The organism is Nonomuraea sp. NPDC003201, from assembly GCF_053590415.1.
In genome coordinates this window covers 46595-73170 of record NZ_JBSFTC010000028.1, presented here as the reverse complement: position 1 = coordinate 73170, position 26576 = coordinate 46595, and the positions used below count along the sequence as shown (strand labels likewise).

Here is a 26576-nt window from a genome sequence, read left to right as displayed (position 1 = left end):
CCGCCCGCACCCGCTGCGCGACCTCGGGCTCCTGGGGCAGCTCGATGCCCCGCATGGCGACGGCGGCCCCCAGCAGCGTGGCCGCCCGCTCGGCGTCGTCGCCATCGAACGCCAGCGCGGCCAGCGCCTCGAACGCCCGGGCGGTCTCGGGCAGCGCGCCCGACTCGATCGCGCCCGCCACCGCCCGCTCGTAGGACTCTCCGGCCGTCTTCCGATCCCCTTCGGCCTCGGCCACCCGGCCCAGGCCGACGTGGAGCCGGGCCAGGTTCCCCGCCGATCTGACCCATACGGGATCCGACTGCCGCAGCGCCCGCTCGTACAGCTCCCGCGCCCGTGCCAGGTCGCCTTTCGCGGCGGCCACGTCACCGAGCCCGCGCAGCGCCGAGGCCAGGTACGTCGTCAGGCCCGCCCGCCCCGCCAGCTCGGCGGCCCGCTCGTAGTCGGCCCGCGCCCCGGCCGGATCGGTCGCGATGCGATGATCGCCCCGGTTGCACAGCAGGTCGGGCAGATCCTCCTCGGCCCCGAGCTGCTCGGCCAGCGCGATCGCCTCCTCCACGCGCGCCACGGCCGTCGCGTCGTCGCCGCAGGTGCCCGCCAGCCACGAGAGCCCGTCCAGGGCCAGCGCCATGCCCCAGCGGTCGCCGAGCACCCTGAACTGGTCGAGCGCCGCCGTCAGATCCGCCTCCGCCGAGGCGAACTCCCCGGCGGTCATCTGCGGATAGGCCCAGATGAACCGGGCCATCGCCCGCTCCCACGGGTCTCCGTCCCGCGCGGCCCGCCGCAGCACCCTGAGCGCCACCGTCGGATCGATCGAACCCGCCGTGATCATCGGCCACAGGAACGTGACGAGCGGGTACCGCCGCGCTCCGGAGCCGTCGGTGACCATCGTCTCGGCCAGGCTCTTGTGGCTCTCCCAGGCGTCCCTGCCGGTGCTCCCGGCCAGCGCCGACAGCAGGCACAGCACGTACGCCTCGCCCAGCTCCGGATCCGGCGCGGGACCCGCCGCCTCCAGCAGCGCCACCGCCGGGGCGGTCGCGGCGGCCCGCATGCCGCGCATCCACAGGTACGACGACTGGGCCGCCAGCAGCCGCATGCCGAGCGCGACCTCCCCGGACTCCGCCGCCCAGCGCAGCGCCGCCTGCAGGTTGTCGTGCTCCGCGGCGAGCAGGTCGAGGTGGTGGAGCTGGTCGGCGCCGCGCAGGTGCGGGTCGGAGCGCTCGGCCAGGTCGAGGAAGTACGCGGCGTGTGCTTTCCGTACGGTGTGCGCCTCGCCGGCCAGCTGCTCGGCGCAGAACGCGCGGATGGTCTCCAGCATGCGATAACGGCCGCCGCCCGGCTGGAGGAGCGATTTGTCGGCCAGGGAAACCAGGAGGTCCTCGGCATCCGCCAGCCCGCACACCTCGGCGGCGGCCGTGGCCGTGGCGCCGCCGGAGAAGACGGTCAGGCGCCCGGCCATGGCCTTCTCCCGGTCGGTGAGCAGCTCCCAGCTCCACGCGACGACCGCGCGCAGGGTCTGGTGCCGGGGGTCGGCCGTCCGGCTGCCGCGCGACAGCAGGCTGAACCGATCCTGGTCCGCCAGCCGTACGGCCAGCTCGTGGGCCCCGTGCGTACGCAGGCGGGCGGCGGCGAGCTCGATGGCCAGGGGGAGGCCGTCGAGTGCCGCGCAGATGCGCTCGACCGACTCGTCCGGGGTGAAACCCGGGCGCGCGGCGGCGGCCCGGTCGGTGAAGAGCCGGACGGCGTCGGCGGGGGCGAGCGGGTGCACCGGCCAGACGTGCTCGGCCGTGATGGCCAGCGGCTCGCGGCTGGTGGCGAGGACGCGGAGGTCGGGGCAGGCGGAGAGCAGGCGTTCGGCGAGTTCGGCGGCGTCGTGGACGACGTGCTCGCAGTTGTCGAGGACCAGCAGCATCGGCCGCCCGGCCAGCGCCGCGACCAGCCGGTCCGCCGGCGCGGACCGGTCGCCCGGCCCGATGGCGCGGCCGCCCAGCAGGCCGCTCTCCCGCACGCCGAGCGCGCCGAGCACGACCTGCGCGAGATCCACACCTACCCCCGCCGCCTCTGGCCCCGCTGCGCTCGTCCCCGCCGCCCCCGGTCCCGCTGCGCTCGTCCCCGCGACGCTCGTCCCCGACACGCCGGTGCGCGCTGAGGCCAGCTCGACCAGCACCACCTCGGCAGGCTCCCGGGTATCGCCCATCGGCGGCTCGGCGAGCGACCGGGCGACCTCGACCGACAGCCGGGTCTTGCCCGCGCCGCCCGGCCCCAGCAGCGTCACCAGGCGCGCGGAGCCGAGCAGCGCGGACACCGCCGCCACGTCGGCGTCCCGTCCGACGAAGCTCGTCAGCCTGGCAGGCAGCGCGCGACGCACCGGCGCGCCGGGATCCTCCGCCCCGCGCAGCAGGCGGCCGTGCAGGTCGGCCAGCTCGGCCGACGGATCCGCGCCCAGCTCGTCCGCCAGCAGCCGCCGGGTGTCCTCGAACACCACCAGCGCCTCCGCGGGCCGCCCGTCCGCCTGGAGGGCACGCATGAGCCGGCCGCGCAGCCGTTCCCGCAGCGGGTGCCGCTCGATCAGCTCGCCCAGCTCCGCCACGACCTCCCGGTGGGCGCCGCGCCGCAGGTCGGCCTCGATCCGGTCTTCGAGCGCGGCCAGCCGCCGCTCCTCCAGGAAGGCCCCGTGCTCGGGGTCCAGGTCCGCGACCGCAGGCCCCCGCCACAGCGCCAGCGCCTCACCCAGCAACCCCGCTGCCCGGACGGGATCCCCGCCATCCTCCAAGGCGTCCCGGCCCGCGTCGGCGAGGCGCAGGAAACGGTGGGCGTCGATGTCGTCGGGCGCGGCGAGCAGCCGGTAGCCGAGCTCGGTCAGCTCGATCGCGACCCCGTCCCGCCGCAGCCGGGAAACCTGCGAGTGCAGCGCGTGCACCGCGTCACCGTGGGCCCGATCCCGGTAGAGGACGTCGACGAGCCGATCCCGGGAGACCACCTCCCCGGGGCGGAGCAGCAGCAGCGCCAGCAGCGCCCGCCGCGCGGGACCGCCGAGCGGCACCTCGCCCCCGTCCGCGCGCCAGGCCATGGTGCTGCCGAGGATGCCGAACCGCATGGACGCTACTTTAGAACTCGTGACCAAGCTTCCCGCCGCTCCCGAGCCGCTTTCCGCACCGGTGTTCGACAGCCACTGCCATCTCGACATCATGGTCGGCAACAGGCAGGCGTCATCCGGCGACCCGGTGGCGCAGGCCGCGCAGGCGTCGGAGGCCAGCGTTCGGAGCATCCTGGAGGACTCCAGGGCGGTCGGCGTGACGCGGCTGGTCACCATCGGCTACGACCTGAGATCCTCCAGGTGGAACGCCGACGTGGCGGCCGAGCAGGAGGGCGTGTACGCCGGGGTGGCCATCCACCCGAACGAGGCCCACGAGGCCACGGCGGAGGTCCTGGCCGAGATCGAGAGCCTCGCGCGGCGGCCGGAGGTGCGGGCGGTGGGGGAGACCGGGCTCGACTACTTCCGTGACTGGGCGAGCAAGGAGGACCAGCACGAGAGCTTCCGCGCGCACATCGAGATCGCCAAGCGCACCGGCAAGGCGCTGGTCATCCACGACCGCGACGCGCATGACGACGTGCTGAGGGTGCTGGCGGAGGAGGGTGCGCCGGACAAGGTGGTCTTCCACAGCTTCTCGGGCGACGCCGAAATGGCGAAAAAGTGTGTCGAAGCCGGATATTTCATGTCCTTTTCCGGGCCTGTGACGTACAAGAACGCCGCCTACCTCCGCGAGGCCGCCCAGACCGCCCCGCAGGAGCTCATGCTGGTCGAAACCGACGCCCCCTACCTGCCGCCGGTCCCGCACCGCGGCAAGCCCAACGCCCCCTACCTCATTCCCCTCACTTTGCGCTGCCTGGCGGAGGTCAAAGGGGTCCATCCGGATCAGTTGTGCGAGGCGATCAGTGCCAACGGAGTCATGGTCTTCGGCGAGTGGTGACCATCTTTTGCTGAACCCGCGGTTGCGGGGACGAGCGCGGCGCTAACGTTCGGGCGGTCCTGACCGTTACCGGAATCGGGCGGCCCGTGGCCGCACCCGGAGGTGCTTCGTGCGAGGTAAGAGGCGCGCGCCTCGTCCCCCGATCCCGTGGCGTTCGCCGTGGACGCCGGTCGTGTGCCTGGCGGGCATGGCGGCGCTGGGGGCGATCGTGGCGGTGTCGTCCCTGGTCAAAGAGGTCGTCGTGATCGTCGACGGCAGGCAGTCGCAGGTCCGCGCGTTCGCGGGGACCGTGCACGACGTGCTCGCCGAGGCCGGGGTCTCGGTGGGGTACGGCGACCTCGTACGACCTCCCGCCCATGAGGACGTCACCGACGGATCCACCATCGAGGTACGCCACGCCCGCCCGATCACCCTGACCCTGGACGGCCGTACCAGCCGGCACCTGGTCACCGCCACGAACGTCGGCGACGCCCTCGCCGAACTCGACCTCACCCCGGCCGCCGGCAAGCTCTCCGCGCCGCCGGACGGCGCGGTGCCGCTGTCGGGGATGGAGCTGACCGTCTACACCAGGCGCAGGGTGTACGTGGTCGCCGGAACGAGCCGGATCGCCTCGCGCACCACCGCCAGGACGGTACGCGAGGTGCTCAGGCAGAAGCGCATCCCGCTGCGCCGCGGCTACGTGGTGAACCCGCCGCTCGGCAGCTTCCCCAAGGACGGGACGGTCATCACGGTCACGCCATCGCACACCGTACCGATCCGCCCGGAGGTCCTGCGGCTCAACTGGCAGGCCCTGGCCGCGTGCGCGGCTCAGGGCGACCCCCAGGCCTACAACCCGGATGGGCCGTACTACGGGATGTACCAGTTCAGCCTGCCCGTGTGGCAGGCCGCAGGCGGGATGGGGATCCCCAGCACGTGGCCGGCGGAGGAGCAGACGTACCGGGCGCAGGTCCTCTACCAGCAGATGGGCAGCCGCTGGCAGACCCAGTGGCCGAACTGCGCCGACCGCCTCTTCGACCCGCCCCAGTAGGGGGTCATCCCGATAGGGACACCCCGAAATCCGCGCCCTTGGCCGGCTGGATCGGCTGGAGCGTCTCGGCGTTCCGCCCGGCCACGGCCACCTTCCCGTACGGCCGCGCGTCCGGCTGCCCCACGAACAGCTTGTTGCCGCTGAACGCCACCGACCACCCGGACAGCCCGTCGCCGGTCGCCAGCTGCCGATCCTCGGCCGCGTTCTTCCAGGAGACCACCCGGACACCGCCCCCGTACGGGGCGCCGATGGCCAGCCTGCCGTCCGCTGAGGCCGCCATCGAGAACCCGAACGCCTGCTTGCCCCCCTGCGTCACCCTCCGCGTCGGTTTCCTGCCAGGGTCGAGCAGCTGCACGTATCCGGGGCCGGGGGAGCTCACCGCGTACCCGGAGCCCTCGCCGTACACCACCGAGTAGCCGAACCTGTCGCCGGAGACGTCGGTCGGCGAGTCCAGCTTGAACGACGTGATCTTGGATGCCAGCACGTCGTCGATGAAGACCACCGACCCTGAGTCGATCTTGCCGGTCTCGACCTGGCGGCCGGCGCCGTCGTCGTTCTCGTACGGGACGCCGACGACCAGCTCGTTCTTCGGCCCGAACGCCATCGACCAGCCGAACTGGTCGCCGACCTCGCTGTTGCCCCGCACGTCGTCGGACTCCTGGCTGATCCTGCGCAGCTGGCCGGTGCCCTGGCGTACGTAGATCGCGCCCACGTCGGGGAGCCGTCCCTCGTCCTCGTACGGCGCGCTGATCGCCAGCAGGTCGCCGCGCGCGGCCAGCGACCAGCCGAAGTGCGCGAACCGCTGGGGCTGGGCCGCGGTCAGCCGCTGGGGAGGCGTGGCGCCGCCGCCGTAGACGACGTACGCGGCGCCGGCGTCCTCGGTGCCGTCCACGTCCGCGTACGGCGCGCCGATCACCAGGTCGGCGCAGGCGTCGGCGTCGACCTTGGCCAGCCGTACGGACCAGCCGAAGGCGTCGCCCCTGGCCAGGTCGGGAACGGTGACGGGAACGACCTTGTCGCCCGACAGCACGCTCACCGAGCCCTTCTGGTCGTCCGCGAACGGGTCGCCCACGGCGACGTCGTCCACCCCGTCACCGTCGAAGTCGGCGGCTCCGGCGCAGGCCGCCGCGCCGGTGTGCATGAGCGGTGTCCCCGTCGCGAGCATGAGCGCGATGAGCGCGGATCGGATCATCACAGCGCGACCTCGATCTGCTTGCCGTTCTCGAGCATGGTCGCCGTCAGCTTCACGGGTTTGCGGTACATCGCCAGGTCGAACACGAACGCGCTGTCCACCCGCCCGCCCGGCAGGATGGCCGGGGGCAGGGTGAGGGCGGCCGGGTCGTGTTCGCCGCCCCGGTCGTCGACCATGGTGACGACGGGCTGGATCAGCTGCCTGCGCTCGCCGCCGGGGTTGAGCATCGTCCAGCGGATCACGCAGAGCTGGCCCTGGGTCGCGGTCTTGCCCTCGTACTCCTTCAGCCCGCACTCCGGCGCCGACGCGACGATCGCGACCGGGTCGTCGAAGTTGGCGCCCAGCGCGAAGCGGCGGCCCACGTCGTTCGGGCCGGCGGTGCCGGTCGTCTGGGACGGGGTGCCGGGGGTGGCGGTGGTGGGCGTGTTGCGGGCGGAGGTGACGATCAGTACGGCCACCGTCACGACGATGGCCAGCACGGCGGCCGCGGCGGCGATGAGCCACCGGGTGCCCTTCGTCCGGGACCCGCCGAGGGTGTCGGGTTCGTCGTTGCCCGCCAGGGTTTCGGGCGGCCGGGTGTTGTCGCCGGGCAGGCTGCCTTGACGCAGCTGCACCTGGGCTTCCGGTCCACCCGAGCGGGCCTGCTCCTTCTTCTTGGCCAGGGCTTCGGCCTGAGCCTGCTCCCGCTGCCGCGCCTGCGCCTCCCAGCGCGCGAACTCCTCCTTGGCGGCCTCTTCCTCCCTGCGCGCCAGCTCCTCGACCGACGGCTGAGGGGGCGCGCCCGCGTTTCCGAACGAGCCCGGCACACTGGGCGCACCCGAGACACCGGAGGCGCCAGGGATGCTCGGGTTGGCCGGATTGCCGGCGTTGCCGGGGATGCTCGGGGTTCTACCAGTGGCATCACTCGGCGGCGGTGTCGTGAAAGTAGCCGTGATATCCGGCTCATCCACGACATTCTGCGGCGGCTGCCATTCGTTGAGCATCTCGGTCGCGACCAAGGTGGGCGGATCGGCGGGGCGCGCCGGCGTACTGCCTCCCACCAGGGCGATCAGGAGATCCTGCGCCGACGGGCGCACGGTGGGGTCCATGGAGGTGGCCCGCCGTACTAACTCGTTGAGCGGCGCGGGCAGCACGCCCAGCTCGGGCGGGGCGTTCAGCACGCGCGTGGCCAGCGTGATGGGGTCGCCGCGGCCGAACGGGTGCCGTCCGTTGCCCGCGTACGCCACCAGGCAGCCCCAGGCGAAGATGTCGGCCGCCGGGCTGACCACCTCGCCGCGCACCTGCTCCGGGGCCCACCATCCGGGGCTGCCCAGCAGTTCGCCGGAGAGCGTGAACCCGGTCTCCCGGTCGAGCGCCCTGGCGATGCCGAAGTCGATCACCCTGGGTCCCGACAACGAAAGGATCACGTTCGCCGGTTTCAGGTCTCTGTGCACGAGCCCGGCCACGTGGATCGCCGCCAGCGCCGCCGCGACCCCCAGCGCGACACCGTGCAGCGGCCCCGGTTCGAGGGAGCCGTATTTCGCGATCTGCTCCGAGAGCGGGGTGCCCGCGATGTACTCGGTCACCATGTACGGACGTCCGTCCCCGGTGTTGCCGTTGTCCAGCACCTGGGCAGTGCAGAACGACGCCACCCGGCGAGCGTTCTCGACCTCCGCATGGAACCTGGCCGCGAAACCCTCCTGGTTGGCGAACTCCGCCTTGACGACCTTGAGCGCGACGAATCGACCCGTCGGTGCCCGCGCGAGGAACACGGTTCCCATCCCGCCCTCGCCGAGCCGGCCCAGCAGCCGGTACGGCCCGATTTCCCGCAAGTCCGTCGGGCGGAGCGGCGCGGCGCCCGTTGGCTCCATGAGGGACGTCCCTTCCTGTTCCACGCCATCCTCTCCTTTGGTCTCCCCAAGCGCCATCGATGGTTCTTCGATGCGAGAGACTGGTTGGATGATGAGGCTGTTGGGCCCTGCAGAAATACGTATTTTGGCGGACAAGCTAGATCTTCGTCCGACAAAAAAGCTAGGCCAGAACTTCGTGATCGACGCAGGAACCGTCCGGCGCATCGTCCGCGTGGCCGATCTTTCGGAGAACGACGTGGTCATCGAGGTGGGGCCGGGCCTCGGCTCGCTCACCCTCGCCCTCCTGCCCTCCGCCGCGCACGTGGTGGCGGTCGAGATCGACCCGGTGCTGGCGGGCCAGCTCCCCATCACGGTGGCAGACCGCGGCGGGCTCGACAAGCTCACGGTGGTGAACGCGGACGCCATGAGGATCACCCTGGACGATCTGTCCGGATTCGCCCCCACCGCCCTCGTCGCCAACCTCCCCTACAACGTGGCCGTCCCGGTGGTGCTCCACCTTCTCGAGGTCCTGCCGTCCTTGCGCAAGGGCCTGGTCATGGTCCAGTCGGAGGTCGCCGACCGCCTCGCCGCCGGCCCCGGCTCGAAGGTGTACGGGATTCCGTCGATCAAGGCCGCCTGGTACGCGGACGTACGCCGCGCCGGCCCGGTCGGCCGTACCGTCTTCTGGCCCATCCCCAACGTCGATTCCGGCCTCGTCTCCATGGTCCGCCGCGAGCCGCCCACGACGAGCGCGTCGCGCGAGGAGGTGTTCGCGGTGGTGGACGCCGCCTTCGCCCAGCGCAGAAAGACCCTGCGCGCGGCCCTGGCAGGCTGGGCGGGCAGCGCGGCCCAGGCGGAGGCGGCACTGAGAGCGGCCGGCGTGGACCCCTCGGCCCGCGGGGAGCAACTGGACATCACATCCTTCGCCCGCATAGCCGAACTCAAGCCCTAGGCCGTGTTTCGAAAGATCACGCATGTGAGGCGTGTCGCTGATCGTTGAACGAAGAGGTCTCCGGTAGTTGGTTCAACGACCAAGAAGAACGAAATACCGGAGACCTCGTGGCCAGCGTAGTGGTGACGAGGCGGCACGACCTCACTGACGCGCAGTGGGCGGCGCTGGAGCCGCATCTGCCTGCCGCATCGGGCAAGGGACGTCCGCCGAAGTGGAGCAGGCGACAGTTGATCGACGGGATCCGATGGCGGATCCGGACCGGGGCGCCGTGGCGGGACGTGCCGGCCTGCTACGGCCACTGGTTCACCGTGTATGGCTTGTTCCGGCGCTGGCAGCGTGCGGGGATCTGGGCGCGGATCCTGGCCGCCTTGCAGGCGTGTGCGGACGCTGCCGGGAAGATCGATTGGACAGTGAGCGTGGACTCCACCATCACCCGGGCTCACCAGCACGCGGCCGGAGCGCGCAGGCAGGGCCACCTGCAAAAGGAACCACCCGGCGGCGTGCACAGCGAGCCGGCCGATCATGCGCTGGGGCGCTCGCGCGGCGGGCTGACCACCAAGACCCATCTGGCTTGCGAGCAGGGCCGCAAGCTGATGGCTGCGGTGGTGACCGCCGGGCAGCGGGGCGACAGCCCGCAGTTCATCCCGGTGCTGGGCAAGATCCGGGTGGCCCGCCTCGGCGGTGGCCGTCCCAGGACCCGCCCGGACCGGGTCCTGGCCGACAAGGCCTACACCAGCAAAGCCAACCGGACTCATCTGCGCAGGCGTGGGATCAAGGCGTGCATTCCGAGCAAGGCCGACCAGGACGCTCACCGACGAGCCAAGGGATCGAAGGGAGGCCGCCCGGCCGCCTTCGACCCCGCGTTCTACCGGTTGCGCCACGCTGTGGAGTGCGGCATCAACCTGCTCAAATGCAATCGAGGCATGGCAACTCGTTACGACAAGCTCGCCGTACGCTACGAAGCCGTCGTCATCATCGCTGCGATCAACCAGTGGCTCAATGCCTTATGAAACACGACCTAACCCCCTCCGCGTCCCCCTCCGCGTCCCCCTCCGCGTCCCCCTCCGCGTCCCCCTCCGCGTCCCCCTCCGCGTCCCCCTCCGCGTCCCCCTCCGCGTCCCGCGTGTCCTCCCATCCGGCGCCCTGTCCACCTTCCCCAGCCACCCCCCCGGGCCGCCACCCCCCCGGGGCCGACACCACGCCCGGGCCACCATCCCCGGGACACCACGCCCGGGCCACTACGCCTGGCCGCCACCTCTCCGGGCCACCACCCCCCACCTCACCCCTCTCGCCCGGTACCCTGCCCCGCCCTCCGGCCCGGCCAGGCACCTCACCCTTCCGCCCGGGTGCCCTGCCCCACCGTCCCCGCAGGGCCCCAACCAGCCCTTCTGGGATGCCCCACGGCGCCCCTTCCGTCCGGTGCCCAACCCCACGCTTCCGTCCGGCGCCCCAACCGACTCTCCTCGTCGGCCCCACCCGACTCTCCCGGTCGGCGCCCAACCAGCCCTCCCGGCCGATGCCCTGACCCCACCCCGGCCGATACCCCTCCCGGCCAGCACTCCAATTCACCCGCGGCGCACCGATCCGATGTCGTTGTCCACAGCCCCACCCACCCAGCCTCCCGTTTTCCACAGAATCACGCTCGGCCCAACCCCATCTCCCGCCACCGAATGATCCTGGCCTCCACACCCACCACACGGTCAGGAGGCCACCATGATCACCCTCCCCACCTTCCTCAGGCTCACCCTCGGCGGCGTCCTCTTCGGCGGGCTCATCGCAGTCCTGACCCCCCTCCCGACCTCCGCCCAAGCAGCGGCGCCCCGGCCCCGGCCCCAACCCAGGACCCTGACGCCCCTCCCGACCTCGGCCCACACCGCAGCAACCCGGCCCCAACTCAGGAGCCTGACGCCCCTCTCGACCTCGGCCCACACCGCAGCAACCCGGCCCCAACTCAGGAGCCTGACGCCCCTCCCGACCTCGGCCCACACCGCAGCAACCCCACCCCAACGCAGGATCCTGACCATCAACCCCGAAGCCGAGCCCCTTCAACGCACCTCAAACCGGACGGCCACGGATCCCACAACCGGGCTCGATTCACTCCTACGCACCCCCGGCGGCAGGATCACCACCCTCACAAGGGGCCAGATCGCCGCCTCGGCCGCCCTCGACCAGTTGGGAGTCTCCTTCTCCTGGGGCGGCGGCTCAGCGAAAGGCCCCACCATCGGCATCGGAAGGGGAGCCGGCACAAGGGGCTTCGACTGCAGCGGTCTGACCCTCTACGCCTGGTCGAAGGCCGGCATCGCCCTCACCCACTACACCGGCGCCCAGTTCCGCCAGGGCCGCAGGATCCCGTTCCGCGCGCGACGCGCAGGCGACCTGCTCTTCTTCGGCGGCGGCACGGGCGACCCGACCCACGTGGCCCTGTTCCTCCGGGACGGCCTCATGATCCACGCCCCCAGAACCGGCGACGTGGTCAGAAAGACCAACTTCCTGGCCTCGCCGTACTTCCGCGCCGCCTATCGCGGCGTCGTACGTCCAGGCTGAGCACAGACCTTCACCAGCTCGCCGACCAACCCGGAGAGCAACTCCTGATCTTCCTGCCTGGACGGCTCGTACTCCGTGAGCCCCAACCCCGCCACCTCGAACCGCTCGGCAATGGCGGCGACGAGCGAGAGCAACTGTTCAGGCTGCAGCCCACCCGGCGTAGGACACCCCACACTCCGGAAGACCAGAGGATCGAGCACATCGAGATCGATATGAACGTAGACGACAGGCTCGCGCCCGTCAGGGCCGTCATCCCCGAGTGCCCCAGCACCACAGCCCTCGATCGCCGCGACCAGCCCCGCGCCGTCCACCACCGGGAGATGCCGGACCCCATGTTCCTCGACAAATGCGGCCTCACCCGAATCGAGGTCCCGCACTCCCACAAGCACGATCCGCCCAGGCGCCACCGGCTCCCGAGCCACCAGCCCCTCGGGCCCTTCCCCGGTGAGCGCTCGCAGCACCATCCCGTGATAGGCCCCCGAAGGCGACGACTCAGGCGTGTTCAGATCCCCGTGGGCATCGAACCAGACCACAACGAGCCGATCCCCGTACCGCTCCCGAGCCGCCGCAACCGGCTCGAGCTCAACCCCGCAATCCCCGCCAACGGTGACCAGGAGCCCACCTTGAGCCTGCCCGACCGCCGCACGAACCTTCACAGCCGTCGAGCGAAGATCGTCATCAACCTCGACACAAACCCGCTGATCCGCCGCCCCCACCATCCCGGCCAGCAACCGCGCCCCTTCCCGCAGGCGCTCAGCCGTGGGAGCCCCGGACCCCCGCCACTGCCCCACCTCAACCACCGTCACCCCGGCCATCGCGGCCTCCCTCGTCATCTCAGCCTCATCGGTCACACCCGGGAGACCAACTGCTCAAGCCGATACCCCGCAAACCAACGCTATGCGGGAGGACGGGAGTGCGACCAGGGTGGCGTTCTGGACCGGGTCGTGGGCGCCAACGCTACGTGGGAGGACGGGAGTGCGACCAAGGTGGCGTTCTGGACCAGGGCGTGGGCGCCAGCGCTGTGTGGGTGCCGGGGATCAGGCCAAGTTGGCGCCCTACACCGGCCCGTGGGCGCCAACGTTACGTGGGAGGACGAGAGCCAGACCAGGGCTGCATCCAAGACCGGAGCGTGGGCGCCAACGGTATGCGAGAGGCCGAGTACCAGATCGGGGCGGCGTCCTAGACCGGGGCGTGGGCGTGGACGCTATGCGAGAGGCCGAGGATCAGACCAAGGTGGCGCCCTGGACCGGGCCGTGGGCGGCTACGGCCGTGTGTGCGGCGCCCGTGGTGGTCAGGCTGAGGGCCAGGTCGCGGGCGTGGAGGGCGTCGATGGCCAGGAAGGCGCACGTCGGGCCCGACCCCGAGACGATCGCGCCCAGGGCCCCGTGCTGACGGCCGGCGTCCAGCGTGGGCGCGAGTTCCGGCCTCAGGCTGAGCGCGGCCGACTGGAGGTCGTTGCTCAGGTGGGCACCCAGAGAGTACGCGTCGCCCATACCCAGCGCCTCCATCAGGGAGTCGTCGAGCTGAGGCCACGGCACCTCGGCCTCTTCGGCCGCCCTGAGCCGGTCGCACTCGGCGTAGACGCTGGCCGTGGAGAGCCCGCCGTCCGCCAGCGCGAACACCCAGTGGAACGTCCCCCCGGTGGGCAGCTCGCTCAACTGCTCACCGCGACCGGTACCGACCGCCGTGCCCCCGAGCAGGGAGAACGGGACATCGCTGCCGAGGTCGCCGGCGATCTCCATGAGGTCTTCGAACGGCAGCCCCAGACCCCACAGCTCGTTGCACGCCACCAGCGCACCGGCGGCGTCGGCGCTGCCGCCCGCCATCCCGCCCGCCACGGGGATGTCCTTCTGGATGATCAGATCGACGCCGTACGTGCGACCCGCGTGCTTGGCAAGCGCCCGGGCCGCCCGGATCGCCAGGTTGCTCTCGTCGGTCGGCACCTGGTCGGACCACTTCCCGTTCACCGCCACGGTGATCGACTCGGACTCCTTGGCTACCACCTCATCGAAGATCGATACTGCGTGGAAGACGTTCACCAGGTCGTGGTAGCCATCTTCCCTGAGCGGGCCGACAGAAAGCTGTACGTTGACCTTCGCGGGCACACGTACGGTCACCGAACTCATCGATCTTCTGCCACTCTCATCACTTGCCGGGGTCAAGGACACTCGATGTTATCGAGGCCCGCCGCCCTGACATGCGGTTCTCGAAAGATGACCTCGGGAACGCCCAACTCATCAACACGCAGAGTCAAGTTCGTAGACATTTGCCCCAGATCTTCACTGGAGCATGGGCGTGCCCCGAGATGGACGGCGACGGCGACGGACGGTCCTACGACGTACGCTTCCAGCAACGGCCGCCCGATCGCGGCCTGGGCGCCTCCTGCGATGAGCGCCTCATTGCGGCGTGGACTCCTGCGACGCACGTCTCCCCTGGTGACGGATGCCCCCTATTGGATATGAACGCTTCCTGCGATGGTGATGCCTCATGGGATGTGGGCGTCTCCTGCGGTACGGGTGTTTCGTGGTGACGTGAGCACCTCCTGCGATGATGACGCCTCGTGGGATGTGGGCGTCTCTTGCGATGGCGTGCTTCGTGGTGACGTGAGCGCCTCCTGCGGTGGTGACGCCTCGTGGGATGTGGGCGTCTCTTGCGATGGCGTGCTTCGTGGTGACGTGAGCGCCTCCTGCGGTGGCGATGCCTTATGGGACGTGGCGTCTCTTGCGATGGGGTGCTTCGTCGTGACGTGAGGGCCTTCTGTGGTGAGGGGTGCCGGCAGGGACGTGGATTTTCCCCGGGATGGACGTCTTCTACGACGACCGGGACGTTTTCTACGACGACCGGGACGTCTTCTATGACGCACGCCTCGTGAGCGGGTCGTGCGTGTGTACGGCTGGCCGAAAGTGCTGCCGGGCGTACGAGATGCGGAGGCGCGCAAATCGTCGGGCGTCGGGTGGGCGGGGAGCCGATACCCTGGGGAGGTCATGAATCTGGTCAATCTTGAGTCGGTTTCCCATGCGTACGGGCCCAAGCCGCTCCTCAGCGACGTTTCCCTGGGTGTCGAGGCAGGCGAGCGCATCGGTGTCGTCGGCCGTAACGGGGGCGGGAAGACGACCCTCCTGTCCGTGATCGCGGGAGCGGTACAGCCCGACAAGGGGCGGGTCACGCATAATCGGGGCCTGCGGGTCGGGTTCCTGTCGCAGCAGGACACGCTCGACGCCGGCGCCGCCGTACGCGAGATCGTCCTCGGCGAGCGGGCCGAGCACGAGTGGGCGGGGGATCAGCGCGTACGCGAGATCCTCGCCAACCTGATCGGCGACCTCGACCTCGACGCCAGGGCCGGCGATCTGTCCGGTGGGGAGCGCAGGCGTACGGCGCTGGCGCAGCTGCTCATCGACGACCATGACCTGATCATGCTGGACGAGCCCACGAACCACCTCGACATCGAGGCCATCGCCTGGCTGGCCGGGCATCTGGCGGCGAGCAAGAGCGCGCTGGTGGCGGTGACGCACGACCGGTGGTTCCTCGACGCCGTGTCGAGCCGTACATGGGAGGTCGTGGACGGGCGGGTCGAGCGGTATGAGGGCGGCTATGCCGCTTACGTGCTCGCGAAGGCCGAACGGGCGCGGATCGCGCAGGCCGCCGAGGAGCGCCGCCAGAACCTCATGCGCAAGGAGATCGCCTGGCTGCGCCGTGGTCCGCCGGCCCGCACGTCCAAGCCGAAGTTCCGCATCGAGGCCGCCCAGGCTCTGATCGCGAACGAGCCTCCGGCGCGCGAGACCGTCGAGCTGATGAAGTTCGCCGCGGCCCGCCTCGGCAGGACCGTTTACGATCTTGAGGATGTCACCCTGCACGCCGGCGGGCCGGACAGCGGGCCGCTGGTGCTCGACGATCTCACGTGGCAGTTCGGCCCGGGGGACCGCATCGGGCTGATCGGGGTGAACGGCTCCGGCAAGTCGTCGGTGCTGCGCCTGCTCGCCGGCACGGTGGTGCCCGACTCCGGGCGCGTGATCAAGGGCAAGACGGTACGCCTCGCGCACCTGTCCCAGGAGCTGGCCGAGGTGGATCCGACCCGGCGGGTGCTGGAGTCGGTGGAGGAGGTACGCAAGTACCTCCAGGTCGGCAAGCGGGAGTGGACGGCCTCTCAGCTGCTCGAACGCCTGGGGTTCAAGGGCGAGGCGCAGTGGAAGGTCGTCGGCGACCTGTCCGGCGGTGAACGGCGGCGGCTGCAGCTGCTCAGGCTCCTCATGGACGACCCCAACGTCCTGCTGCTCGACGAGCCCACCAACGACCTCGACATCGAGACGCTCAACGAGCTCGAGGACCTGCTGGACGCCTGGCCCGGCACGCTGGTCCTGGTGAGCCACGACCGCTACTTCCTGGAGCGGGTGACCGATCGCTGCGTGGCGCTGCTCGGTGACGGCAAGCTCTCGCTGCTGCCCGGCGGGGTGGACGAATACCTCGAACGCCGCGCGGCCGGCACGGCCCTGACCGCCCGCCTCGCCACCTCGGCCAACGCCACCATCGCGCAGGCGCCCAGTGTCGCCGCTGCATCGGGGGGCGTCGCGGGTACGTCCACGCCCGATGAGGGGCTCTCGGGGCTGTCGGCCAAGGAGGAGCGCGAGCTGCGCAAGGAGCTCAACCGCCTGGAACGCCAGCTCGACAAGCTGAGCGACCAGGAGTCCCGCCTCCACGCGGCCATGGCGGATGCGGCCAGCGACTACGAGAAGCTGGGCTCCCTCGACGCCCAGTTGCGCGAGATCAACACCCAGAAGGACACGATCGAAGCGGAATGGCTCGAGGTCGCAGACCGCCTGGGCGACTGAGGCTTCGCGTCACACGCGGGCGAAGCGGCTCGGCGTGGCCGACCGCCTGGGTGGCTGGGGTTTCGGGTCGCCTGCGGTGGAGCGGCGTGGGGTGGCTGATCGCCTGGGGTGGCTGAGGCTTGCGTCGCCCGGGGTGGAGCGGCTCGGGGTGGTCGATCGCATGGGTGGTTGAGGCGTTGCGTCGCCCGAGGTGGAGTGGGCTCGAAGTGGCTGATCGCTTGGGGTGGTTGAGGCGTTGCGTCGCCCGGGGTGAAGTGGCTTGGGGTGGTCGATCGCTTGGGTGACTGACGCGCCGCCGCACACCCGCCCGATGGGGGCATGGTGTGCGCGGGTTGGGGTCGTATGAGAAGGGGGGCCTGCCGGGCGCAGAGCTAGCGGGGGGAGTCGAAGGGGGCGAGGAGGGTGCGGAGGAGGCCGGAGAGGGCGCGCTGATCGTCGGAGCCGAGGCCGGACAGGAGCTCGTGTTCCCGCCGCAACAAGTCCGCGAAGGCGGCGTCCACGCGGGCGAGGCCCGGGTCCGTCAAGGACACCAGGACGCCGCGCCGGTCCTCGGGGTCGGGCCGGCGGCGCACCAGGCCCGCCTGGGCGAGCCGGTCGATGCGGTTGGTCATCGTCCCCGAGGTGACGAGCGTGGCCCGCAGCAGGGTGCCGGGGCTGAGCTCGTACGGCTTGCCGGCCCGCCGCAGCGCCGTCAGAACGTCGAACTCCCACGGCTCCAGGTCGTGCTCGGCGAACGCCGCCCGCCTGGCCCGGTCGAGATGCTTGGCCAGTCGTGACACCCTAGAGAGAACCTGGAGCGGCTCGACGTCGAGGTCGGGGCGCTCCGCGCGCCAAGCCGCGACGAGGCGGTCCACCTCGTCTCTAGCATCCTCCGTCATGACACAAGAGTGTACTGTCTTGACATCGAGATATCTCTCTCGATATCAATTATCTTCATGTCAAGAGATATTTGGGACCCGGTAACGTACGCGGTCTACGCCGATGAGCGGTCGCGGCCGTTCATCGAGCTGATCTCCAGAGTGGGGGCGGTCGACCCCGATTATGTCGTGGATGCGGGCTGCGGCAGTGGTGAACTCACCGTTGAGCTGGCCAATCGCTGGCCCCGCGCGACCGTGGAGGGCTACGACTCCTCGCCCGCGATGATCACCAAGGCCCGCGGGCTGGGATCCAGGGTGCGGTTCGCGGTGGCGGACGTGGCCACGTGGCGTCCCGACCGGCCGATGGACGTGATCGTCTCGAACGCCGTCCTGCAGTGGGTGCCGGAGCATCGCGAGGTGCTGGAGCACTGGGTCGAGGATCTGGCCTCGGGGGGCTGGCTGGCGTTCCAGGTGCCGGGCAACTTCGGCGCGCCCAGCCACGTCGCCATCCGTGAGCTGTGCGCCTCCCGCGCCTGGTCCGACAGGCTTGACGGCGTCCTCAGGGCGCACCCGGTCGACGACCCGATCGACTATCTGGACCTGCTCAACCACGGCGGCGTGCAGGTGGACGCGTGGGAGACGACCTACATGCACGTGCTCCAGGGTGAGAACCCGGTGCTCGACTGGGTCTCCGGCACCGCCCTGCGCCCGGTCTTCGACCGGCTCGACCCGAACGAGCAGCGGCGGTTCAAGCAGGACCTCGCCAAGTCGCTCGCCGAGGCGTACCCGGCCAGGAGCTACGGGACCCCCTTCCCGTTCCGGCGGATCTTCGTGGTGATGCAGAAATGATCCAGGCGCTGCACCACGTCCAGCTCGCCGCGCCCAGGGGCAGCGAACCGGAGCTGAGGCGCTTCTACGAGGGCGTGCTGGGGCTGCGGGAGGTTCCCAAGCCGCCTGAGCTGGCCAAACGCGGTGGCGTATGGTTCAAGGGCGAGGGTGTGGAGGTCCACCTCGGCATCGAGGACGACTTCAGACCCGCGCGCAAGGCACATCCTGCCTTCCTGGTGGACGATCTCGACGCGTTCGCCCCCGGCATGGAGCCCGACCTTCTCTTCCCCGGCTACCGCCGGATCTATCTCTCGGACCCCGTCGGCAACAGAATCGAGCTCCTGCAAGTCGTGTGATGTTCACCTCAAAGTGGCATGATGTTCCGAAATCGGACTCTTGCGAGGTGTAGTGGGCATCGAGATCGAGGACAAATTTGACGTCCCTCCCGACTACGCGATTCCGGACCTGAGCCGTGTGGCCGAGGTCATGGGGCCGAAGAGCTATCAGCTGGTGGCTCTCTATTTCGACACCGCCGACCTGCGGCTGGCCGCCCGAGGCGTCACGCTCAGGCGGCGACGAGGCGGCGACGACGCCGGCTGGCACCTGAAGCTGCCCAAGGCCAAGGGGGTGCGACAGGAGATCACCTGTCCCCTCACCCGCAGCACCAAGGTCGTGCCCGGGGAACTGGCCGAGCTCGTCCGCGCCTACACCCGCGGCGCCCCGCTCGTGCCGGTGGCCGAGCTGGACACCCGCAGGAGCGTCACCGTCCTGCTCGACGGCGACGTCAAGCTCGTCGAGGTCGCCGACGACCGCGTCAAGGGCACGGTGTACGGGGACGAGCCCACGATCGTACGGTGGCGCGAGGTCGAGGCCGAGCTGCTCGCCCCCGATCGCCAGGCCGTTCTCGCCAAGGTCGGCAAGCGCCTCAGGAAGGCCGGCGCGACGCCTTCGGCGGCCACCAGCAAACTCGCCAAACTGCTCGAACCCGCCCCGCTCCCCAAAGCCCCCACCGAGCCGGACACGGCGGGCGAGATCGTCGTCGCCTACCTGGCCGGGCAGGTCAACGCCCTCCTCGCGCAGGATCCGCGGGTACGCAGGGCCGAGGACGACGCCGTGCACCAGATGCGCGTGGCCGCCCGCAGGATGCGCAGCGCGCTCAAGGCGTTCAAGAGCGTCATCGCGGACACCGCCCAGGTGCAGGACGAGCTGCGCTGGCTCGGGAACGTGCTCGGCGAGGCCCGCGACCTGGAGGTGATCAGGGCCAGGTTCGCCAAGGAGCTGGCCAGGCTGGAGCCCGAGCTGGTCCACGGCCCCATCCAGACCCGGCTCGGTACGGATCTGTACGAACGCGAGCAGGAGGCGTACGGCCGCATCAAGGAGGCACTCAGCGGCGACCGCTACTACACCCTCCTCAACGCGCTCGATCAGCTCGTCTCCGCCCCGAAGCTGGAGAAGGCGGCGGCCAAGCCCGCCCAGGAGAAGCTCAGCGCCATCGCGGCGGCCGGCTGGAACCGGGTGACGAAGGCCTACGAAACCGCTCAGGCCATAGAAGACCCGGAACGTCGTGAAATAGCCATGCATGACGTGCGCAAGGCCGCCAAACGCGCTCGCTACACCGCCGAAGCGCTCCAACCCACTCTCGGCGCGAGCATGGGCAAGCTGGCCAAACTCTCCGAGAACGTCCAGGAAATCCTGGGCACGCACCAGGACGGCGTGGTGGCGCAGGAGACGCTGTCGAAGGAGGCCGAGAGCGCCCGCCAGGCAGGCGAGGACACGTTCACGTACGGAGTGCTCATCGGCATCGAGCGCAGCGCGGCCGAGCGGGCGTACGCGGAGTTCCCCAGAGTCTGGGCAGAGACGGTCGGGGCGGTTATGAAGGTTCTATGAGGAACCTTCCCACCATCCCCTTCGAACGCGGCAACCCGCTGGAGGTGCCCGCCGCGTACCGCGACCTGCGGGCCGAAGCGGGCATCGCGAAGGTACGCACCCAGACGGGCGACGAGGTCTGGCTGGTCAGCGGCTACGAGGACGCGCGCAGCCTGTTCAACGACCCCCGGCTCGGGCGCTCGCATCCCGAGCCGGACAAGGCCGCCAGGCTGTCGGGCTCGGCCATACTCGGCGGCCCCCAGGGCGACATCGCCACGGAGAAGGCCGAGCACGACCGCATGCGCAAGCTGTTCATGCCGTCCTTCTCGGCCCGCAGGATGAAGGCGCTCAGCGACCACGTCGGCTCGCTCGTGGACGAGCGGCTCGACCACCTGGCCAAGCTGACGCCGCCGGTCGACCTGCACGCCGAGCTCTCCTTCCCGCTGCCCGTGCTGGTCATCTGCCAGCTCCTCGGGGTGCCGTACGAGGACAGGGAGTACTTCGGGGGCGTGTCGTTCCGCCTGGGCGACATGCTGGACCTGGAGAAGGGCCAGGCGGCGCGCGATGAGCTGAGCGCGTACATGGCCGGGCTCATCGAGCGCAAGCGGCGCGAGCCGGCCGAGGACGTGCTGTCCGACCTGGCGAACGAGCTGGACGACGACGGGAGGATCGCCGAGCTCGCCGGCGGGCTGCTGTTCGCCGGCCACGAGACCACGGTCAACCGCATCGACTTCGGCGTGCTGCTCCTGCTCGCCAACCCCGGCCAGCGCGACCTGCTCATCGCCGACCCGGGGCTGGCGCCCGGCGCGGTCGAGGAGATCCTGCGGATGGCGACGCCGAGCCTGCACGGCCTGCCCAGGTACGCCCACGAGGACATCGAGATCGGCGGCCACACGATCCGCCGGGGCGAGGCCGTGGTGCTCACCCCGGGAGCGGCCAACCGGGATGAGCGGATCTATCCGGATCCGGATGTGTTCGACATCCGCCGTCCGCCGTCCGACCCGCATCTGAGCTTCGGGTACGGCCCGCGCTTCTGCATCGGCGCCAGCCTGGCCAGGGTCGAGCTGGTGGCGGTGTTCGGCAGGCTGTTCCAGCGCTTCCCCACCCTGCGGACGGCCGTACCCGTCGAGGAGCTGCCACGCAGCGAGGGGAGGATCGCCGACGGCTTCGCGAAGCTGGAGGTCACCTGGTGAGCGGCACGGCCTCCATGCGCTCGGTCAGGCCGCGTAGCGCTCGACGCTGACGACGTGCCCGCCCGCCCGCTGCAGCACGGCGAACGCGCCCTTGCGCAGGTGCAGGTCCTTTCCGCTCAACGTCCTGATCAGGTCGGGGAGCACCTTGCGGTGGCTGCACACGGCCGCGGGCACGGTGATCTCCCTGACCATGGCGGATGTCTTCTGCGCGTCCTGCCCCTCCTCGCTGAGGAGGGGCTCCAGCTTGAGTTCGGCCCCGTACGGCTCCAGGGTCTGGACGCATCGGGCACTGGGGGAGCTGATCAGCAGCTCGGGCCGGTAGGCGGGCAGCGCGGTGGCCAGGTGCGCCGCCTGCGACCGGCCGTCGGTGTCGAGGGGGCGCAGCTCGTCGTCGCCCTGCCACTCGTTCCTGGAGCCGGCCGAGCCGTGCCGTACGAGGACGAGGGGCACGGTCTCGAGCGGCGCGGCCTTCAGCGCGCGCAGCAGCCCCACATCCCATTCGTACGTCAGCAGCCGCCTGGCCTCCTCTAACGGCAGCCAGCGCAGTTCGTCCACCTCGTCATTGGGGGAGAACCCGTCGTCGGCGGCCACCCGCGCCGTCCAGTAGTCGACCCGCTTGAGCCGCCCAGAGCTGAGGTAATGGACAGGCGGCAGCGCGCGGCCGAGCAGCACGGTCAGCCCGGTCTCCTCCAGCACCTCGCGCAGGGCGGCGGCGATCACGTGCTCGCCGGACTTCAGCTTGCCCTTGGGGAAGGTCCAGTCGTCGTAGTTGGGACGGTGGATGACGGCGACCTCGGGGCGGCTCTCCTCGCCCCTCCAGACCACGGCTCCGGCGGCGCGGAGCAGGTCAGTCATCAACGGTCCTCCAGCGGCGCGTGCTGATGAGATGACTCTGCGGGTCCTCGCCCGGGTGGCGGGCCCACGTGCCGTCGGAGTGCAGCACCCACGCGTTCGTGGTCTCGGCCATGGCCAGGTCCATCAGCTCGATGAGGTAGGCCTTGTGCTGCGGTGAGGTCACCTTGACCAGGGCCTCGACGCGGCGGTCGAGGTTCCTGCGCATGAGGTCGGCGCTGCCGATCCAGATCTCGGGCCGGCGGCCCAGGCCGAACTCGTACACCCGGGAGTGCTCAAGGAAGCGCCCCAAGACCGACCTTACGCGGATATTTTCGGACAAGTCTGGAATGCCTGGGCGGAGGCTGCAGATGCCCCGCACCCACAGGTCCACCGGGACGCCCGCCCTGGACGCCCGGTAGAGGGCGTCGATGATCGGCTCGTCCACCAGGGAGTTCGTCTTGATCCTGATCCGTGCCGGGCGCCCCGCCTCCTGGTGGGCGATCTCCCGCTCGATCCTGGCCAGCAGCCCGCTGCGCATCGAGTGGGGCGCGACCAGCAGCCGCCGGTAGGCGGAGTGGTTGGAGTAGCCGGTCAGGTGGATGAACAGGTCCGTCACGTCCTCGCCGACCAGCGGGTCGGCCGTGAGCAGGCCGAAGTCCTCGTACTGCCGGGCGGTCTTGGGGTTGTAGTTGCCGGTGCCGATGTGGCAGTAGCGGCGCAGCTCGCCCGAGGGCTCCTGGCGGACCACGAGCGCGAGCTTGCAGTGGGTCTTCAGCCCGACCACGCCGTAGACGACGTGGCAGCCGGCCCGCTCCAGCTTGCGTGCCCAGGAGATGTTGGCGTGCTCGTCGAAGCGGGCCTTGATCTCCACGACCACGACGACCTGCTTGCCCGCCTCGGCCGCGTCGATCAGCGCGTCCACGATGGGGGACTCGCCGCTGGTGCGGTAGAGGGTCTGCTTGATCGCCAGGACCCTGGGGTCGGCCGCGGCCACCTCGATGAAGCGCTGCACGCTGGTGGCGAACGAGTCGTACGGGTGGTGCAGCAGCACGTCGCGCTCGCGCAGGATCGAGAAGAGGTCGTCCTCGGCGCTGATCACCTCGGCCGGCACGAACGGCCGGTAGCTCAGCTCGCCCCGGTCCAGGTCGGCGATGGCGTGCAGGCCCGTCAGGTCGAGCGGCCCCTGCAGCCGGTAGATCTCGTGCGGCGCCAGCTCCAGCTCCTCGATCAGCGGCGCCAGCACCTCCGGGGTGATCGTGTCCTCGACCTCGAGCCGCACGGGCGGGCCGAACCGCCGCTTGAGCAGCTCCTTCTCCAGGGCCTGCATGAGGTTCTCGGTGACGTCCTCGTCGACGTCGAGATCCTCGTTCCTGGTGACGCGGAAGACGTGGTGCTGGAGGATCTCCATGCCCTTGAAGAGCTGCCCCAGATGAGCCGCGATGACATCCTCAAGAGGGACGAACCGGTCCTTCGAGGCCTGCACGAACCGCGGCAGCTGCGACGGCACCTTGACCCTCGCGAAGACCGTGTGATCGGTCGCCGGATTCCGCACCAGGACCGCGAGGTTCAGGCTGAGCCCGGAGATGTAGGGGAAGGGGTGCGCGGGATCCACGGCCAGCGGCGTCAGCACGGGCCTGATCCGCTCCCTGAACAGCTTGCGCAGCTCCGTACGCTCCTCGCGGCCCAGCTCGTCCCACCGGACGATCTCGATGCCCTCGGCGGCCAGCTGCGGGGAGATGTGGTGGTGGAAGGCCGCGGCGTGCCGGATGGCCAGATCGTCCGCGATCGTGGCGATCCTGGCCAGCTCCTCGCGCGGCTTCAACCCGCTCTTGGTACGCAGCAGCAGGCCCGTGGCCATGCGCCGTTTCAGGCCCGCGACCCGTACGCGGAAGAACTCGTCGAGGTTGCTGGCGAAGATCGCCAGGAAACGCACCCGCTCCAGGAGTGGGGTCGATGGATCTTCGGCAAGATCGAGCACACGCTCGTTGAACTGGAGCCAGCTCTCTTCGCGATTGAGAAACCGCTCCTGAGGCAGGGGCAGGTCGTTAGCGGGTTGGAACGGTTCCGCGGACATATGGCCTATATTGCCCCGTTTGGTTGAACAGAACGTTAACGCGGTCGCAACGGCTTATCCCGGAAAGTCAACCACGCTCTACCCAATCGTCACTCAAGACATCCCCCCTGTTCAAGCCCACCGCCGGACCGTCTTCCCACATCCGCACCTCCCGCCGACGCCCGCCGGACCGGGATCCTAGGGGCGGATTACTCCTGGTGGTCCGCCTGTTCGAGGCGGGCGGTGCGTTCGGCCAGGCGGGCCTCGCGCTGGCGGATCTTCTCCTCGCGCTCCCGCGCCTTCTCCGCCTCCTTCAGCACCCGCTCGCGCTCCTTCTCGGCCTCCTTGAGCAGCCGCTCCCGCTCCTTGAGGTCCCGGACCCGCGCCTTCTCCGCCTCCTTGAACTCCCGCACCCGCGCCTTCTCGGCCTCCCTGAGCTCCTTGTCCCGCGCCTTCTCCAGCTCGCGCAGCTCCTTCTCGCTCGTGCGCGGCTTGGCGGGGACGGAGACGGGCTGGTCGCGGGTCGCGGCGGTGATCGCCGGGTCGGGGTTGAGCCCGGTCAGGCCGTTCCAGGCCAGGTTGACGAGGTGGGCGGCGACCTCCTCGCGGCCGGGCTTGCGTACGTCGAGCCACCACTGCCCGGTCAGCGCGACCATGCCGACCAGCATCTGGGCGTACATCGGCGCGAGCTGGGGGTCGTAGCCCCGGGCCGCGAACTCGTCGGCGAGCACGTCCTCGACCTGGCTGGCGATCTCGCTGATCAGGCTCGCGAACGTGCCGGTGCCCGAGGCGGCGTGGGAGTCGCGCACCAGGATGCGGAAGCCCTCGCTGCTCTCCTCGATGTACTGGAGCAGCGCCAGCGCGGCCCGCTCCAGTTTGATCAGTGAATGGGACGCGGCCAGCGCCTCGGTGATCATGATGAGGAGCTTCTGCATCTCGCGGTCCACGACGACCGCGTAGACGCCTTCCTTGCCGCCGAAATGCTCGTAGACCACGGGTTTCGACACCTGTGCGGTAGCGGCGATCTCCTCGATAGAGGTCCCGTCGAACCCCTTCTCCGCGAAGAGGGTGCGGCTGATGCTGATCAGCTGCTCTCTGCGCTCGCTACCGGACATGCGCCTGCGAGATCGGGGTTCGGTCACGGTTTCCATAATGACGGCCACGGGTGCGCGGCCGCTCACCGGCTGATCTACGTCAGGCAATGCGCTTCGCCGCCAGGCGTTCGGGGGTGGGCCAGCGGACGTCGTACACCCAGCCCAGCTTCTCGAAGATCCGGATGGACCCGGCGCTCAGGTCGATCTGGCCCTTGAGCGCTCCATGCCGGGCGCAGGTCGGGTCGGAGTGGTGCAGGTTGTGCCAGGACTCGCCGAAGGACGGGATGGCCAGCCACCAGACGTTGCGCGACTTGTCGCGTACCTGGAACTCCTCCTCGCCGAAGACGTGGCAGATGGAGTTGATCGACCAGGTCACGTGGTGCAGCAGGCCGATGCGGATGAGCGAGCCCCAGAACAGCGCGGTCAGCGCGCCCTGCCAGGACCAGGTGACGAGCCCGCCGATCACGCCGGGGAGCACGATGGAGGTGAGGGCGATCGCGCCGAACCACTTGTGCAGCTTCATGACGTCGGGGTCCTTGACCAGGTCGGGAGCGTACTTCTCGCGGTTGGTCCGCTCGCTCTCGAACAACCAGCCCATGTGGGCGTACAGGAGGCCCTTGGACAGGGACTTGAAGCCGGGGCCGAACCGCCACGGCGAGTGCGGGTCGCCCTCCTTGTCGGAGAACTTGTGGTGCTTGCGGTGCGTGGCCACCCAGTCGAGTACGGACATCTCCAGCGACAGGCTGCCCGCGATGCCCAGCGCGATCTTCAGCGGCCGCTTGGCCTTGAACGAGCCGTGGGTGAAGTAGCGGTGCAGCCCCACGGTCACCCCGAGCCCGGAGATCACGTAGAAGACGAAGGAGATGACGATGTCCGACCAGCCGAGACCCCATCCCCACGCGAACGGCACCGCGGCCGCGATCGCGATCAGCGGCAGCCCGACCACGAGTGTGAAGGTGACCAGTTCTGCCTTGGATCGGGGCTCGGGTTCGAATTCGGGCTTCGGTGTCGGGGCTGAACGCTCGGCGACAACGGTCATGGACGACCTCCAACGGCATGTATGAGGATGTATGTCCGGACTACGCAACCGTAACCTACGCTAGCGTAAGTAAGGAAGCCCTAAGCCGTTAATGGGGGGAACGTGACGCTCTGCAGAACAAGGTGGGTGGGGTTCGCGCCTTGCGCCTTTTAGGGCGGTCTGTTATACGGTCGGCGTGCCGCGTACCTGCCGTTACCTGGGACTTCGCGCCCGAGCCGGGTGTGGGACGCAATTACGGGCGCGCGCCGGGGTTCGGGATCGGTATCGTAGGGATGTGTCGGACGCCACGTGTCCGATCTGTCCCGGATCGTCTAATCGGCAGGACAAGTGGTTTTGGTCCACTTTGTAGGGGTTCGAGTCCTCTTCCGGGAGCTGTGACCTGCTCCCCCGGCGAGAATGTTCGGGGTGTGTCCAGGTATCCTCACGGTGTCGGGAGGGTAGCGGTGCGGTAGACGTACCAAATGCCCTGATCCG

Annotated in this window: 20 protein-coding genes and 1 tRNA gene; 11 read left to right on the top strand and 10 right to left on the bottom strand. The window is 70.1% G+C overall.

What is annotated here, in order from left to right:
• The coding region (locus ACWDX9_RS14125) for a BTAD domain-containing putative transcriptional regulator (protein WP_449953186.1) at nucleotides 1-3094 on the bottom strand (3094 nt) is incomplete at its 3' end.
• On the opposite strand from ACWDX9_RS14125, the gene ACWDX9_RS14120 reads away from it, so the two are divergent.
• Both ACWDX9_RS14120 and ACWDX9_RS14115 read left to right on the top strand, forming a co-directional pair.
• Entirely contained in the window at nucleotides 3093-3968 is an 876-nt protein-coding gene (locus ACWDX9_RS14120) for a TatD family hydrolase (protein WP_449953183.1), read from the top strand. The two genes, ACWDX9_RS14125 and ACWDX9_RS14120, sit on opposite strands and share 2 nt — an antisense overlap.
• A 109-nt stretch (nucleotides 3969-4077) precedes the next feature.
• Nucleotides 4078-4995 carry a ubiquitin-like domain-containing protein gene (locus ACWDX9_RS14115; protein ID WP_449953180.1) on the top strand — a complete coding sequence of 306 codons (918 nt, stop codon included), beginning with the start codon at nucleotides 4078-4080 and terminating at the stop codon, nucleotides 4993-4995.
• Nucleotides 4996-4999: 4 nt separating this feature from the next.
• On the opposite strand, the gene ACWDX9_RS14110 is transcribed toward ACWDX9_RS14115, so the two are convergent.
• Nucleotides 5000-6187 (bottom strand): hypothetical protein, encoded by a 1188-nt coding sequence (locus ACWDX9_RS14110; protein WP_449953177.1) that lies wholly within the window; start codon nucleotides 6185-6187, stop codon nucleotides 5000-5002.
• Nucleotides 6187-8061 (bottom strand): protein kinase domain-containing protein, encoded by a 1875-nt coding sequence (locus ACWDX9_RS14105; RefSeq protein ID WP_449953175.1) that lies wholly within the window; start codon nucleotides 8059-8061, stop codon nucleotides 6187-6189. The genes ACWDX9_RS14110 and ACWDX9_RS14105 overlap by 1 nt, the downstream gene beginning before the upstream one ends.
• A gap of 46 nt (nucleotides 8062-8107) precedes the next feature.
• On the opposite strand from ACWDX9_RS14105, the gene rsmA reads away from it, so the two are divergent.
• The 3 genes from rsmA to ACWDX9_RS14090 all read left to right on the top strand — a co-directional run bounded on the left by rsmA (nucleotide 8108) and on the right by ACWDX9_RS14090 (nucleotide 11512).
• Nucleotides 8108-8968: a 16S rRNA (adenine(1518)-N(6)/adenine(1519)-N(6))-dimethyltransferase RsmA gene (gene rsmA, locus ACWDX9_RS14100; protein WP_449953172.1), complete on the top strand. Its 861-nt coding sequence runs from the start codon at nucleotides 8108-8110 to the stop codon at nucleotides 8966-8968.
• A gap of 122 nt (nucleotides 8969-9090) precedes the next feature.
• Complete coding sequence (locus ACWDX9_RS14095) at nucleotides 9091-9978, top strand: IS5 family transposase (RefSeq protein ID WP_449953192.1); 888 nt, start codon at nucleotides 9091-9093, stop codon at nucleotides 9976-9978.
• Nucleotides 9979-10681: 703 nt separating this feature from the next.
• Nucleotides 10682-11512 (top strand): NlpC/P60 family protein, encoded by an 831-nt coding sequence (locus tag ACWDX9_RS14090; RefSeq protein WP_449953169.1) that lies wholly within the window; start codon nucleotides 10682-10684, stop codon nucleotides 11510-11512.
• Here ACWDX9_RS14090 and ACWDX9_RS14085 read toward each other — a convergent pair.
• A complete protein-coding gene (locus ACWDX9_RS14085; protein ID WP_449953166.1) occupies nucleotides 11485-12363 on the bottom strand; it encodes an arginase family protein in 879 nt (292 codons plus the stop codon). The two genes, ACWDX9_RS14090 and ACWDX9_RS14085, sit on opposite strands and share 28 nt — an antisense overlap.
• A gap of 372 nt (nucleotides 12364-12735) precedes the next feature.
• Nucleotides 12736-13638: a 4-(cytidine 5'-diphospho)-2-C-methyl-D-erythritol kinase gene (locus ACWDX9_RS14080; protein WP_449953163.1), complete on the bottom strand. Its 903-nt coding sequence runs from the start codon at nucleotides 13636-13638 to the stop codon at nucleotides 12736-12738.
• Nucleotides 13639-14496: 858 nt separating this feature from the next.
• Here ACWDX9_RS14080 and ACWDX9_RS14075 point away from each other — a divergent pair.
• The gene (locus tag ACWDX9_RS14075; protein ID WP_449953160.1) at nucleotides 14497-16338 is read left to right on the top strand and encodes an ABC-F family ATP-binding cassette domain-containing protein; all 1842 of its coding nucleotides are present in this window, start codon (nucleotides 14497-14499) and stop codon (nucleotides 16336-16338) included.
• A 371-nt stretch (nucleotides 16339-16709) separates the two neighbouring features.
• Here the strand turns inward: ACWDX9_RS14075 and ACWDX9_RS14070 are convergent, their stop codons facing one another.
• Nucleotides 16710-17216 carry a MarR family winged helix-turn-helix transcriptional regulator gene (locus tag ACWDX9_RS14070; protein ID WP_449953157.1) on the bottom strand — a complete coding sequence of 169 codons (507 nt, stop codon included), beginning with the start codon at nucleotides 17214-17216 and terminating at the stop codon, nucleotides 16710-16712.
• Between the two features lie 57 nt (nucleotides 17217-17273).
• Between ACWDX9_RS14070 and ACWDX9_RS14065 the strand changes: the two genes are divergently transcribed.
• Genes ACWDX9_RS14065 through ACWDX9_RS14050 form a run of 4 tightly spaced genes read left to right on the top strand, consistent with a single transcriptional unit; the run spans nucleotide 17274 to nucleotide 21082 of the window.
• Nucleotides 17274-18044, top strand: coding sequence for a trans-aconitate 2-methyltransferase (locus ACWDX9_RS14065; RefSeq protein ID WP_449953154.1), 771 nt, complete (start codon nucleotides 17274-17276; stop codon nucleotides 18042-18044).
• The gene (locus ACWDX9_RS14060) at nucleotides 18041-18379 is read left to right on the top strand and encodes a glyoxalase (protein ID WP_449953151.1); all 339 of its coding nucleotides are present in this window, start codon (nucleotides 18041-18043) and stop codon (nucleotides 18377-18379) included. Before ACWDX9_RS14065 ends, ACWDX9_RS14060 begins: the two co-directional genes overlap by 4 nt.
• A gap of 40 nt (nucleotides 18380-18419) precedes the next feature.
• Nucleotides 18420-19910, top strand: a complete 1491-nt coding sequence (locus ACWDX9_RS14055) for a CYTH and CHAD domain-containing protein (protein WP_449953148.1) — start codon at nucleotides 18420-18422, stop codon at nucleotides 19908-19910.
• Nucleotides 19907-21082: a cytochrome P450 gene (locus tag ACWDX9_RS14050; protein ID WP_449953145.1), complete on the top strand. Its 1176-nt coding sequence runs from the start codon at nucleotides 19907-19909 to the stop codon at nucleotides 21080-21082. Before ACWDX9_RS14055 ends, ACWDX9_RS14050 begins: the two co-directional genes overlap by 4 nt.
• 24 nt (nucleotides 21083-21106) lie before the next feature.
• Here ACWDX9_RS14050 and ACWDX9_RS14045 read toward each other — a convergent pair whose 3' ends face one another.
• The 4 genes from ACWDX9_RS14045 to ACWDX9_RS14030 form a co-directional block, all read right to left on the bottom strand.
• The gene (locus ACWDX9_RS14045; protein WP_449953143.1) at nucleotides 21107-21937 is read right to left on the bottom strand and encodes an NUDIX hydrolase; all 831 of its coding nucleotides are present in this window, start codon (nucleotides 21935-21937) and stop codon (nucleotides 21107-21109) included.
• Nucleotides 21930-23990 (bottom strand): RNA degradosome polyphosphate kinase, encoded by a 2061-nt coding sequence (locus ACWDX9_RS14040; protein WP_449953140.1) that lies wholly within the window; start codon nucleotides 23988-23990, stop codon nucleotides 21930-21932. Before ACWDX9_RS14040 ends, ACWDX9_RS14045 begins: the two co-directional genes overlap by 8 nt.
• Nucleotides 23991-24178: 188 nt before the next feature.
• Nucleotides 24179-25120: a TetR family transcriptional regulator gene (locus tag ACWDX9_RS14035; protein WP_449953137.1), complete on the bottom strand. Its 942-nt coding sequence runs from the start codon at nucleotides 25118-25120 to the stop codon at nucleotides 24179-24181.
• 43 nt (nucleotides 25121-25163) lie between these two features.
• Complete coding sequence (locus tag ACWDX9_RS14030) at nucleotides 25164-26102, bottom strand: acyl-CoA desaturase (RefSeq protein ID WP_449953135.1); 939 nt, start codon at nucleotides 26100-26102, stop codon at nucleotides 25164-25166.
• Between the two features lie 300 nt (nucleotides 26103-26402).
• On the opposite strand from ACWDX9_RS14030, the gene ACWDX9_RS14025 reads away from it, so the two are divergent.
• Nucleotides 26403-26474, top strand: a tRNA-Gln gene (locus ACWDX9_RS14025).
• The last annotated feature ends 102 nt before the right edge of the window (nucleotides 26475-26576 follow it).